General features: G+C 40.9%; 10 protein-coding genes and 4 tRNA genes. 7 read left to right on the top strand and 7 right to left on the bottom strand.

Features of this window, described 5'->3' with window-relative positions:
* Positions 1-2 precede the first annotated feature (2 nt).
* From FTT99_RS10000 to FTT99_RS09975, 6 genes are all read left to right on the top strand, one after another.
* Complete coding sequence (locus FTT99_RS10000; RefSeq protein ID WP_180130969.1) at positions 3-1,841, top strand: extracellular solute-binding protein; 1,839 nt, start codon at positions 3-5, stop codon at positions 1,839-1,841.
* A gap of 33 nt (positions 1,842-1,874) precedes the next feature.
* The gene (locus FTT99_RS09995) at positions 1,875-2,942 is read left to right on the top strand and encodes a microcin C ABC transporter permease YejB (protein WP_180130971.1); all 1,068 of its coding nucleotides are present in this window, start codon (positions 1,875-1,877) and stop codon (positions 2,940-2,942) included.
* Entirely contained in the window at positions 2,942-3,955 is a 1,014-nt protein-coding gene (locus FTT99_RS09990) for an ABC transporter permease (RefSeq protein ID WP_180161429.1), read from the top strand. Before FTT99_RS09995 ends, FTT99_RS09990 begins: the two co-directional genes overlap by 1 nt.
* Complete coding sequence (locus tag FTT99_RS09985; protein ID WP_180131036.1) at positions 3,930-5,531, top strand: ABC transporter ATP-binding protein; 1,602 nt, start codon at positions 3,930-3,932, stop codon at positions 5,529-5,531. Before FTT99_RS09990 ends, FTT99_RS09985 begins: the two co-directional genes overlap by 26 nt.
* A gap of 112 nt (positions 5,532-5,643) precedes the next feature.
* Positions 5,644-6,888 (top strand): NADH:flavin oxidoreductase/NADH oxidase family protein, encoded by a 1,245-nt coding sequence (locus FTT99_RS09980; protein WP_180130977.1) that lies wholly within the window; start codon positions 5,644-5,646, stop codon positions 6,886-6,888.
* Positions 6,889-6,976: 88 nt separating this feature from the next.
* Positions 6,977-7,576: a YiiX family permuted papain-like enzyme gene (locus FTT99_RS09975; protein ID WP_180130980.1), complete on the top strand. Its 600-nt coding sequence runs from the start codon at positions 6,977-6,979 to the stop codon at positions 7,574-7,576.
* A 66-nt stretch (positions 7,577-7,642) separates the two neighbouring features.
* Here the strand turns inward: FTT99_RS09975 and FTT99_RS09970 are convergent.
* The 6 genes from FTT99_RS09970 to FTT99_RS09945 all read right to left on the bottom strand — a co-directional run bounded on the left by FTT99_RS09970 (position 7,643) and on the right by FTT99_RS09945 (position 10,717).
* Positions 7,643-7,718 (bottom strand) — tRNA-Glu (locus tag FTT99_RS09970).
* Positions 7,719-7,776: 58 nt separating this feature from the next.
* Positions 7,777-7,852: transfer RNA gene (locus FTT99_RS09965), tRNA-Glu, on the bottom strand.
* 24 nt (positions 7,853-7,876) lie between these two features.
* Positions 7,877-7,952 (bottom strand) — tRNA-Glu (locus FTT99_RS09960).
* Between the two features lie 132 nt (positions 7,953-8,084).
* Positions 8,085-8,990 carry an alpha/beta fold hydrolase gene (locus FTT99_RS09955; protein WP_180130983.1) on the bottom strand — a complete coding sequence of 302 codons (906 nt, stop codon included), beginning with the start codon at positions 8,988-8,990 and terminating at the stop codon, positions 8,085-8,087.
* 109 nt (positions 8,991-9,099) lie between these two features.
* Positions 9,100-10,518, bottom strand: coding sequence for an amino acid permease (locus FTT99_RS09950; RefSeq protein ID WP_078189154.1), 1,419 nt, complete (start codon positions 10,516-10,518; stop codon positions 9,100-9,102).
* A 123-nt stretch (positions 10,519-10,641) separates the two neighbouring features.
* Positions 10,642-10,717 (bottom strand) — tRNA-Glu (locus FTT99_RS09945).
* A 106-nt stretch (positions 10,718-10,823) separates the two neighbouring features.
* Between FTT99_RS09945 and FTT99_RS09940 the strand changes: the two genes are divergently transcribed.
* Positions 10,824-11,516, top strand: a complete 693-nt coding sequence (locus tag FTT99_RS09940; protein ID WP_180130986.1) for a hypothetical protein — start codon at positions 10,824-10,826, stop codon at positions 11,514-11,516.
* A gap of 156 nt (positions 11,517-11,672) precedes the next feature.
* On the opposite strand, the gene FTT99_RS09935 is transcribed toward FTT99_RS09940, so the two are convergent.
* On the bottom strand, positions 11,673-13,100 hold the full coding sequence (locus tag FTT99_RS09935) for an amino acid permease (RefSeq protein ID WP_078192919.1): 1,428 nt from the start codon (positions 13,098-13,100) through the stop codon (positions 11,673-11,675).
* Positions 13,101-13,144 lie beyond the last annotated feature (44 nt).

Below are 13,144 nucleotides of genomic sequence, written 5' to 3'. Positions count from 1 at the left end.
GAATGTATTCTGCTTCAACTTCGCGTTACGTGTTTGGTGTGACTTTGAGCATACTTTCAACAGGGGCGTGGGCTGCGTTGCAGACCACGCCTTTTCTTGCCATACATAGTAGCCCTCAATATCATCAATTACAGGCAATGCCCTATGCCAATCCTCTTGCCAATAAAGGGGGATATATCACGACCTCGAGTATTGGGAGTTTTGATAATTTAAACAGCATGAATGGAAAAGGGCGTTCTGTTGAAGGTATCAATTATCTTTTTGATAGCTTGATGAGTTCATCTTTAGATGAACCGGGTGTGATGTATCCATTGCTTGCCGAAAAGGTGACATTTGACCCGAAAAAAACTAATTTTGTTATTTTTCATTTAAACCCAAAAGCACGGTTTAGTGATGGTTCTGAACTCACTGCTGAAGACGTTAAATTTAGTTTTGATACTTTTCAGACCAAGTCAAATCCTGGTTTGCAAATGTATTTAGCGGATTTAGACAAAACAGATGTTTTATCTAAATATCAGGTAAGGATGAATTTTAAATCTGGACACAACACTGATATGCCCATGATTTTGGCGCAAATGCCGATTTACTCCAAAAAAGATTGGGCAAAAAAAGATTTTACTCAAATTACATTGCAGCCCATATTAGGTTCAGGCCCTTACACGATTGAGACGATCGATGCAGGTAGGAGTATTCGCTACAAGCGCAATCCTGAGTATTGGGGGCAGAACTTAGCCGTCAATCGTGGTCGCTATAATTTTAACCATCTGAAATATGTATATTATCGCAGCCCAGACATAGCCTTTGAAGGCTTTAAAGCAGGTCAATTTACGTTATATGAGGAAAAGACCGCACGTAATTGGGTGGGAGCGTACAATTTTCCTGCTTTTAAAGACGGTAAAATTGTCAAATATCGCTTTAAACATGAACGACCGATTCCGACAAAAAGTCTCGTATTTAATACCCGTCGTGCGCCATTTAGTGATATTCGTTTTCGACAAGCGTTAACCTATGCTTATGATTTTGAATGGCAAAATAAAGCATTATTTTATGGGCAGTATCAGCGTTTGCAGAGTTATTTTAGTAATAGTGTGCTAGAAGCGAAGGGGAAACCCTCTATCCAAGAGTTGGATATTTTAAAACCGATGTTATCGCAACTTGATCCTATTCAAAGACAGGGGGTCTTATCCGATTGGCAATATCCCGTTTCTGATGGCAGTGGATTTAATCGAAAAAATCTGCTGCATGCACGCCAACTGTTATTGAATGCGGGTTATCTTTATCAAGACGGCCGATTGGTGGATGCAAAATCTCGGCCTGTGAAATTCGAAATCTTGATTCAGCAACAAGATTTGCAGCGAACCTTAATGCCATTTATACGAAATTTGAAACGTTTAGGTATTCAGGTGCTATTGCGACAAGTCGATGGACCGCAATACACCGAGCGGATGCGAAATATTGACTTTGATATGATCGTGGATGAAATGCCTCAATCGCTCACTCCAGCGGGTGAGCAAGCTCAACTTTGGGGCAGTCAAGCAGCTGACCAAGTGGGTAATTATAATTACGCAGGGATTAAAAATCCTGTAATAGATCAGCTCATTCAACAGGTGATCAATGCTCCAAATCGGGAAGAATTGATTATTCGTACGCGTGTTTTAGACCGCCTGCTCAGAGCGGGTTATTATCAAATCCCAATGTTTGGGCAAAGTGAAAACTGGTTTGCCTATTGGCATATGTATAAGCAGCCTTATGTCAAACCTAAACTTTCTGTTGGGATTGACTATTGGTGGAGTGATGCAGCTCAAACCAAGCACATAACACAATATCTACGGCAGCAATGAATACACCTGAAGGACAAGGAATGTGAAAGCAACATGGGCACATATATATTAAAGCGTTTGCTCCTGATTATTCCGACGTTGTTTTTCATTTTATTGATTAACTTTGTGGTAATTCAGCTTGCTCCGGGAGGACCTGTTGAACAAGCCATACAGCAAGCTGAGTCCTTTCAAGGTATGGGAAACACAGGTGGTGGTGAAACTGCGACGACAGGCAGTAAATACCAAGGTGCTAAAGGCCTCAGTGAAGAAATGGTGGCAAAAATCGAAGCGCAATATGGTTTCGATAAACCATTATTCGAACGTTTTTGGCTCATGTTAAAGGGCTATGTGACGCTAGATTTTGGTACCAGTTTCTTTAAAGATAAGCCTGTGACCCAGCTACTTTGGGAAAAGCTGCCTGTATCCTTATCCCTTGGCTTGTGGAGTACCTTGCTGATCTATATGGTGTCTATTCCTTTAGGCATTAAAAAAGCCCGTCAACATGGTCTGCTATTTGATAAAAGCACGTCTATTTTATTGGCTATCGGCTACGCCATTCCTGCTTTTGCCTTTGCCATTTTACTCATTGTATTTTTTGCAGGTGGTTCATATTTTCAGTGGTTTCCTCTACAAGGTTTAGTTTCAGAGAATTTTGCTGAGTTAAGTGTGTTTGGCAAAATTGCAGATTATTTTTGGCATATGGCGTTGCCTTTGTTTGCTATGGTAATTGGTGGTTTCGCTGGCTTAACTTATCTGACCAAATACTCTTTTATGGAAGAACTAAATAAGCAATATGTTCTTGCTGCTCGTTCTAAAGGTTTGACCGAATCACGTGTGCTGTATGGGCATGTATTTCGTAATGCAATGCTCATTGTTATTGCTGGTCTACCAGAAGCATTAATTGGCATCTTCTTTGTGGGAAATCTATTTATTGAAATTATTTTCAATTTAGATGGTCTGGGATTGTTGGGGTTTGAAGCCATAGTACAGCGCGATTATCCAGTGATTTTTGGCACCTTGTTTATTTTTACCTTGATGGGGCTGATCTTAAGATTAATCAGCGATGTCATGTATCAAATGATTGATCCACGAATTAATTTTGATTCGCAGGGGGCAAAATAATGTCTCCGATCATGCAAGCGCGTTTTCAACGTTTTAAAGAAAATAAATTAGGCTTTACATGCTTTATCAGCTATGCCTTGATTTTTATGTTGTCATTAGCTGTCGAGTTTATTGCCAATGATAAACCGCTCTTGGTCAAATACGATGATTCTTTATACGTTCCCGTATTAAAAAGTTATCCAGAAACTGCTTTCGGTGGCGTTTTTGAAACTGAGGCAGATTATAAAGATCCTGTGGTACAGCAACTGATTGATGATAAAGGATGGGCTGTATGGCCACTGATTAAATTTTCCTATCAAACACCGAATTTAGAATTGGCTGTGCCTGTGCCATCTGCACCGACTGCACAAAATTGGCTCGGTACCGATGACCAAGGGCGTGATGTGCTGGCGCGTATTTTATATGGATTACGAGTGTCGCTCCTGTTTGGATTTGCATTAACTTTTGCTTCTTCCATATTGGGCATCATCGTTGGGGCGATACAGGGCTATTATGGTGGATGGATAGACCTCATTGGTCAACGAATTTTGGAAGTCTGGGGTGGGCTCCCGATGCTATTCATGGTGATGATTTTGGTCAGCATGTTTACGCCGAGTGTGTATTGGCTCTTTGTCATTATGCTGTTGTTTGGCTGGCCCACTTTAGTCGGCTTGGTTCGTGCAGAGTTTTTACGGGCGCGTAATTTTGACTATGTACGTGCAGCACGGAGTCTTGGCGTTACAGATAGTACGATTATGTTTCGGCATATCTTACCAAATGCGATGAGTTCGAGTTTGTCACAGCTACCTTTCATGCTTACGGCAAATATTACGGCACTCACAGCCTTAGATTTCTTAGGTTATGGCTTACCGCCTGATGCAGCGTCATTAGGTGAGTTATTGCTTCAAGGGAAAAATAATCTGAATGCACCATGGTTGGCCTTGTCGGGATTCTTTACCTTAGCGATCGTGCTGTCTTTATTGATTTACATTGGGGAGGCGACACGTGATGCATTCGATCCTAGACGTCAATAATCATCAAGTTAATGTACCTCCCATCGTATTAGCGGTTGAACATTTACATATTTCACATGCAGCACAGGTCTTGGTTGAAGACCTGAATTTTAAATTGCATGCAGGTGAAACGTTAGCCATTGTTGGAGAAAGCGGTTCAGGTAAATCGATTAGCAGCCTAGCTATACTCGGTTTGTTGCCAAGTGATCTGCAGGTCACAGGCAGCGTCAGCCTGAATGGACAAAATATTCTTGGACTGAGTCCTGAGCAGCACCGAAACATTCGTGGGCAGAAAATTGCCATGATTTTTCAAGAGCCGATGACGGCCTTAAATCCCTTACATCGGGTGGAAAAGATTGTTGGTGAGTCACTGTTGTTACAGGGATGGTCGAAGGCAAAAACTCGGCAGCGGGTTATAGAATTATTAAATGATGTGGGTATTCCAGATGCTGAAGATAAGTTAAGGCGTTATCCACATGAGTTATCAGGTGGGCAGCGACAACGTGTCATGATTGCCATGGCATTGGCCTTAGATCCTGATATTTTAATCGCTGATGAGCCAACTACGGCTTTAGATGTCACCTTACAAGCGCAAATCTTAAATTTATTAAAGTCGCTACAACAGCAGCGCAATATGGCCATGATCTTAATCAGCCATGACCTGAATTTGGTCAAGCGCTATGCCGAACATGTGATTGTGATGAATCGTGGGCAAGTGGTGGAGCAAGGTGGTGTTCAGGAAATTTTTGAGCAACCGAAGCAGGCGTATACCCAAAATTTATTAGACCATGATTTTGGTAAAGCAATACAGGTTTCGCAAACTCAAACACTTTTAGAATTACGCCAGTTAGGAGTGAAATTCCCAGTCAAACAAAGCTTATTGAACCGCATCAAAAATTATGTCGTTGCGGTAGAAGCTTTGGATTTAACAATGGCTGAAGGTGAGTCGATCGGTATTGTTGGAGAGAGTGGTTCAGGGAAAAGCTCTTTAGCACTGGCTATTGCTCGGCTCATAGAAAGTGATGGCGAAATTATTTTAAATCAACACGCCATCAATCAACTTTCAGAAAAACAGCTCAGACCTCTACGTCGTGAATTTCAAATCGTCTTTCAAGATCCATTCAGTAGTTTAAATCCACGGCTAAATGTAGAGCAAACCATTGGCGAAGGTCTGGCCTTACAGCATTTATCTGCAAATGAAATTGCACAGCGTATAGATGAAGCTTTGCAGAAAGTCGAATTAGCCAGCTCATTTAAGCAGCGTTATCCACATGAATTATCGGGTGGGCAACGGCAGAGAGTCGCCTTAGCGCGTGCGTTGGTATTACGTCCTAAATTATTGATACTCGATGAACCCACATCGGCACTAGATCGGACGACACAAAAAGCCATCGTGAAGCTGCTACGGCGTTTGCAGCAAGAATTTAATATGAGTTATTTATTTATCAGTCACGATTTACACGTGGTCAAAGCCTTGTGTCAAAAAGTGTTGGTACTGCGACATGCCAAAGTCATGGAGTTTCAAGACACCGCAGATCTATTTACGCGACCACAAACGGGCTATACCCGTAAATTAATTGAAGCCAGCCAATACTAAAATCAAACTTATGGATATTTTGACAAGTGTCATTGTCAAAATATCCTTGACCTTTAGAAAATAATACTTAGAGTAAATACTCAGGACTTATTATTTCATTTTGGACAATGCCATGAGCCATTTAGCTGAAAGCTTTAAAATTCGTAATACCACATTTAAAAATCGCATCATTAAAGGTGCAATGAGTGAAGCATTGGCCAATACCGCAGGCCAGCCAAATCACTTACATTTTGGATTATATGAAGCTTGGGCGAAGGGTGGCTTAGGCTGTGCCATTACGGGTAATGTCATGGTGGATTTTCGTGCTAAAAATGAGCCGGGGGTTGTTGTCGCTGAAACAGAGCGAGATTTGGCGCAGTTAACACAGTGGGCTGAGTTAGGCAAAAAGCACGGCATGGTGCAATTGGTTCAACTTTCACATCCGGGCCGTCAATGTCCTAAAGGTTTAAATAAAGAAACGGTTGCACCGTCTGCTGTGCCATTTAGTCCGATGTTAGCTACAACTTTTGGAACACCGCGCGAACTTCGTGAAGATGAAATTTTAGATATCATTCAGCGTTTTGCACGTGCCGCGCTCATTTGTGAAAAGGCAGGCTTTGAAGGCGTGCAATTGCATGGTGCGCATGGTTATTTAATTAGTCAGTTCTTGTCGCCACTGACCAATAAACGTCAAGATCAGTGGGGCGGTTCAAATGAAAATCGCATGCGCTTTTTGCTTGAAATCTACAAGGCAGTTCGTGCAGCGACGACCGATGATTTTATCATTTCGGTCAAACTGAATTCTGCTGATTTCCAACGCGGCGGGATTAGCGAAACGGATGTGATTGAGGTCTTTAAGGCAATCGATGCCGCAGGGATTGATATGATTGAAATCTCGGGCGGTTCCTATGAAGCGCCAGCGATGGCGGGTGCTAAAGAAGAAAAACGTAAAGCCAGTACCATTGCTCGTGAAGCTTATTTCCTCGATTTTGCGGACAATATCCGTAAAGAAGTGAAATGCGCATTAATGGTTACCGGTGGGTTTAGAACCGTGCAAGGCATGAATGCTGCACTAGACAGTGGAGCTTGTGATTTTATTGGTATTGCACGTCCATTTGCTGTTGAAGTCGATTTGGCTGATCGTTTATTGGCGGGTCAGGATGTTCGTTACGGTGTGGACAAAATTAAAACTGGCATACCGATGATTGATAAAATGGCGATTATGGAAATTATTTGGTACGCCGCTCAGTTTAAATCGATTGGTGAAGGCAAACAGCCAAATCCTAAACTTTCACCCTTAAAAGTGTTTTTTAAATATCTTAAAGGAAATTTAACAGCGGTCATTAAAGGGCAAGTCAATTCACGTAAGTCGGCTTAATCAATCATTGAATTTTTAGAATCAGGGCAACCGACATATATTCATGTTATGGTTGCCTTCATTCATATCAATATTGCTTACAATAAAAATGTCTAAAATTTTAATATTAACGGCCATTCTTTCGGGGCTCAGTTCTGCTCTCTATGCCCAGTCTACATTTCAGACGGGAGATATTATTTTTCATATCTCAAAGTCACAACAAAGTTTAAGCATTCAAAAGGCCACACATTCGCCCTATAGTCACATGGGCATGATCGTAAATAAAAATAACCAAACGTGGGTGCTTGAAGCCATTCAACCTGTGCAATATACCGCTTTAAATCAATGGATCGCGCGTGGGGAGAATGCTCACTATGTGGTGAAAAGGCTCAAACAACCCTTAAATGTGCCGCAGAAAACGAAGTTGGTACAACATGCAGAAAAGTACTTGGGCAAACCCTATGATATTTATTTTGAATGGGATGATCGTGCAATTTACTGTTCTGAAATTGTTTGGAAAGCTTATCAGCATGCTTTGGGAATCGAACTTTCTCCATTACAACAACTGAAACAATTTGATTTAAAACAAAATGAAGTGCAGCGCCTAATGCTGCAGCGCTATGGTCAAAATATTCCGCTAAATGAGCAGGTGATTGCCCCTAAGGCCATTTATGATTCAAAACTTTTAAAAGAAATATTTAGAAATTAAGGCAATAAAAAAGCCCAAGTCGCAATGCTTGAGCTTTATAATGAGTGGTTAAAACCAACTCGAATATGGCGTCCCTACGGGGATTCGAACCCCGGTTACCGCCGTGAAAGGGCGATGTCCTAGGCCTCTAGACGATAGGGACAGTACAGAAAGCAAATTTTAAAACCGTTTATTTCAGTCTAAGTTTTTAGACTAAATAATGGCGTCCCTACGGGGATTCGAACCCCGGTTACCGCCGTGAAAGGGCGATGTCCTAGGCCTCTAGACGATAGGGACTTAATAAAATGTACTTCTGAAAATTGGCGTCCCTACGGGGATTCGAACCCCGGTTACCGCCGTGAAAGGGCGATGTCCTAGGCCTCTAGACGATAGGGACGTTTCAGAGGTGGGCGTATATTAGGGTGAAAATCGGGGGGTGTCAAACGCTTTTCTATAAATAAATTCAGTTTTTGTTGTTGAGTGCATAAAATTAAAACAATTTGCTAAAAATGTTTGAAAAATACATTATTTATGTCGATTTTTTCAACACTTGTAAGATTGTAGCAATAACTTCTGGATGCGTTAAATATCCAGCAATATCGTGTGGGTGTTCAATCGATGTCTGAATTTGCTGGTTAATAATGGCGGGTTGAAAATCAAATGGTGCCTGACTCAGTGGAAAAGCGCTGAGAAAATCATCATGTGAATAAAAGTTTAACCAATCACCTGAAATTGCATCAGGTCGCTGTAAAGGCTGAGGTAAGTGGGCTTGGATGACACGAAAAGCCAAAGGTGAGCCCAAGGTAATAAAGCGCTGTATGTTGAGTTCAGGATGTAACAGTAAAAAATGATACGCAATCACGCTACCTAGCGAATGTGCAATCAACAGGGTGGGTTTCGTTTGATGTAATTGCTCATGCAGACGAGTATGAACTGCCTGAATAAAGTGTGGATTGGATAAATAGAGATAAGTTTCGACCAAAAATTTATGCAAAAGTGTGGCATGTAATTTTGGGAAATAATTCATTAAAACTGCAAAATCGCGTAGGGCAAGATCTTTGCCAAGTGCAGTGATCGATTTGAATGATTGGCTTAATCCAATAGCATCATTGAGGGTGATGTCAGGTAGATTATTTTGTACAGCGTGATGCTCAAGTACTTTTGGTGATTTTTCTGGGAGTTCAGTGCGATGGATAAACGGAAAATGTGGCCACGTTTGAGGTGTCAAGGTGCTGTCCTGAAGCATATTCTGCAAGTGATAACGCGTGAGTAAGTCCCCATAAAAAGGCATGCGCATATGGTGCTGTATATACGATAAAAAAGTCTCTTGATGGCTTTGCTTTAAGCCTTGAGACAACAGTGCAAGCCAATGCTGTTCGAGTGAACGTGCAGTTTGTTGCTGTTGATTCATGCCATGGATAAAGATGATCTGCATATTGCACCTCATCGACGGACCAGTTTTTATTCTACTTTTATTAAAATATAGCCATAAAAAAAGAGCAACCGAAGTTACTCTTTTATCGTGTTTGGTATGACAACGCAGATCAATCTTTGTTGTGATACAAGGTGTAGTAGCTGATATAACACGCCACAATGAAGATCATACAGCAGATAAAGCCAGTTAACATTTCTGGGTCAAATACCATACTAATACAGGTAATAAGACAGAATACAAAACCGAGTATCGGCACAATTGGGAAGAGTGGTGCAGCAAAAGCTAAATCTTTTGCAGTTTTACCTTCTTTATACCACTGACGGCGGAAGTTGAATTGGCTTAAACAAATACTCATCCATACCACCACCATGGTAAATGCCGCGACACCTAACAAGTTTTTGAAGATGGTTTCTGGAGCGAATTGTTCAGAAAGTAAGCCCGGCATACCACCGATCATGGTCACAATTACTGCAACATAAGGAATACCACGTGAGTTCACTTTAGAGAACACCGCAGGTAATTGCTTACTATAGGACAATGACCACATCATTCGAGATGCAGCAAATAAACCTGAGTTTGCAGCAGAAAGAAGAGCCGTGATAATCACAAAGCGGATGATGTCTTCTGCATAAGGAATACCAATGTGCTGGAATACCGTTACGAAAGGTGAACTACTTACACCTTCGGCAGATAAGCCGGCTTCTTGGTGTGGCAATAATGCAGTAATAACAACAATGGTACCTACAAAGAAAATCAATAAGCGGAAAATCGCCGTGTTGATGGCTTTAGGTACATTTTTCGCAGGATCTTTGGTTTCACCCGCAGCAACACCAATCAGCTCAGTACCAGAGAATGCGAAGTTAACAATCAACATTGTAGCGAAGATTGGGAACAAGCCTTCAGGGAACCAACCTTGTGCAGTGAGATTGCTAAACAGCGGTGCAGCTTCATAGCCTCGATAGCCTAAAACACCAAAAATGGCCAATAGACCCAAAATAATAAAGGCAACAACGGTAATCACTTTGACTAAGGCTAGCCAAAATTCAGATTCAGCAAACCATTTGGTTGAAATCATATTCAAGCAGAATACAAAAGCACCAAAGATTAAGGTCCACATCCACATAGAGCTGTCTGGGAACCATTCCTGCATTAAAAGTGCAGCAGCAGTAAATTCAGTTCCTAGCGTTACTGACCATGTTAGCCAATACAGCCAAGTGATGGTATAACCCGTACCCGGTCCGATATAGCGTTTAGCATAAGCGCCAAATGAACCAGATTCTGGCATATGTACCGCGAGCTCGCCTAAGCAAAGCATCACCATATAGGCGATAATACCGCCTAAAAAATACGAAATAATGGCACCTACAGGCCCCGTTTGTGCAATGACTTCACCCGAACCAAGAAATAAACCAGTACCGATTGCGCCGCCAAGCGAAATCATCACCAGATGTCGAGTACTCATAGCGCGTTTTAACGGCGCAGAATTGCCCTGATGCGAAGCATCATTCGGAGAATGTGATGACTGCATAGAGAAAAAGGAGAATCAAATAATGAAGCGAGTAATTGTAGAGAAGAATGCAATGATGATGCAATCAATTAATATAAATTATAGATAAATAAACTTTAAGTTTGTCAGAGCTGACAGAAGAATTGGCGTCCCTACGGGGATTCGAACCCCGGTTACCGCCGTGAAAGGGCGATGTCCTAGGCCTCTAGACGATAGGGACGTTTTGAGGTGGGTGTATAGTACATAGCCCATCTATATTTGTCAAAATAGAGTTTCATTGTTATATTCTAAATGTATATAAATGAAACAAAAACAGAATTTTTTTAATGAAAAATAATTTTAATGAGTTTATTTCTGGAATTTTATTTGAAATCAATCAATTTAATGTGGGCAAAGTCCATGAAAGATTCTATATAGTTTTATTGAATTATTTGCATTGGTTTGAAATTTATACAAATAATTTTTCTTCGTATATTAGTAAATCAGAGTTTGAAAGAATTATTGATGAACTTTTATTTAGGGATTTAGATGGGGAAAGTAGAATTACGTATAATCACCTTAAATCTTTAGATAATTCTCATTATTTTTTAGATATCCAGAGCTTTTTTAAATTATATTTAATCTTAAAGGTTCGAAGATATCAGTTGTCTAGTGATGATGTAGAACTTGAAAAATTAGAAAAAAAATTGGATGTATGTTTTGAGCCAATGTTGTGGAGTAAAGACAAACAAAATTTATTGGTTATTAATCGTGATTTTCCTGAATTTAAAAAACAGATGAATTCAAGTCGGGTGCTTTTGCCACTTTCATTAATAGTTTTTAACTTTACTTTTGTTGAATTAATATCTAATACAAGTTTGAGAGTATCTATCCAAATATTTCTAGCAATAGTAGCTGCGTGTCTTTTAGCTAATGTTTCTAAGGGGGCAAAATCCGAAAAGGACTCATTAGAGTTGAAAGTATGGGATTATATCTTGGTGTTGAGCGAGAATAAAAATTCATTAACGAAAAGCAGTTGAACGATTTCCTTAAATTATAATTTGTACAGTGGTTTTTGTGGATTAAACTGCTCCCACAAATCATTTTTGAATTTATATGGGAACCCTAATTTTTCTCTCATAGGGAAGAGAAATAGTTTCATAAAAAAAGGTGGCTAATGAGCCACCTTAACTATTTTATTTATCGTGATATAACCAATAATAACCTGCATAACACGCCGCCATAAAGATCAGACAGCCAATAAAGCCTGAAAGCATTTCAGGATCTGCAGCCATACTTAAACCTGTTGCGGTACAGCAGACAAAGCCAAGAATTGGAACCAGCGGGAACCATGGTGTACGGAATTTAAGTTCTGACACGCTATGACCTTGTTTCAGCCATTGGCGACGGAAGTTAAATTGACTCCAACAAATACTCATCCAGACGATCACCATGGTGAAAGCGGCAACCCCCATCAAGTTCTTGAAGATGACATCTGCGCCAAATTGTTCTGACAATAGACCCGGTAAACCACCGATCATAGTGACCAATACAGCAATATAAGGCACACCAGTTTTGCTTAATTTGCCGAAAGCACGTGGTAATTGTTTTTGTGCAGACAGCGCCCACATCATACGCGATGCAGCATATAAACCAGAGTTAGCTGTAGACAGTAAAGCCGTAATAATGACAAAACGAATCAAGTCTTCTGCATAGGGAATGCCCATCAGGTTAAATACGGAAACGAATGGACTGCTACTTAAGCCGCCATGTCCACCGACATTTAAACCTGCATCGGTATAGGTCAACAGTGAACTGATAACGATAATAGTGCCGACAAAGAAAATGATTAAGCGCCATACCGCAGCATGAATGGCTTTAGGCACATTCTTTTCAGGGTTTTCAGTTTCACCTGCAGCGATACCAATCATCTCCGTACCATTAAAGGCAAAGTTCACGATCAATAGCGTGGCAAACAGAGGGAACAAACCATTTGGCAGCCAACCATGTTCTGTCAAATTGTGGAACATTGGAGCTGATTCATAGCCTTGGAAAGGTACGAAACCAAAGATGCAGGCAAAACCAAGGATGATGAAAATCAACACTGTTGCAACTTTCACCATTGATAACCAAAATTCTGACTCTGCAAACGCACGTGTAGAACTTAGATTAGAGATCAGTACGCCAGCTGCAAAGATCAGTGTCCATAACCAAATAGAGGTTTGTGGAAACCATTCCTGCATCAAAATAGCCGCCGCAGTAAATTCTGTACCTAAGGTGGCAGACCAGCCCAACCAGTACATCCAAGACACCATATAGCCGGTACCCGGGCCAATATAATTTGTCGCAAAAGCACCAAAAGAGCCAGAAACAGGTAAATGTACGGCAAGTTCACCCAAACAGAGCATGACCATGTAGGCAATCAAACCGCCAATAATGTAGGCAAGTACAGCGCCCAAAGGCCCAGCTTGTGAAATAACTTCACCTGAACCCATAAACAAACCAGTACCAATTGCACCACCAAGTGAGAGCATCACAAGGTGTCGAGTCGTCATCGCACGTTTAAGCGATGGACTTTTACCTTCAGCAGACGAGTGTTGCGAAGGTTCAGAGGGAGATTGCATAGTGAAATGAAAATTGAACGAAAGGTATATTTTATGATTGAATG

It is taken from the genome of Acinetobacter sp. YH12040 (assembly GCF_013420005.1).
Taxonomy (GTDB): Bacteria; Pseudomonadota; Gammaproteobacteria; order Pseudomonadales; family Moraxellaceae; genus Acinetobacter; species Acinetobacter amyesii.
Note: the sequence above shows the minus strand (reverse complement) of the source record. Positions and strands in the feature narration are given on the sequence as shown.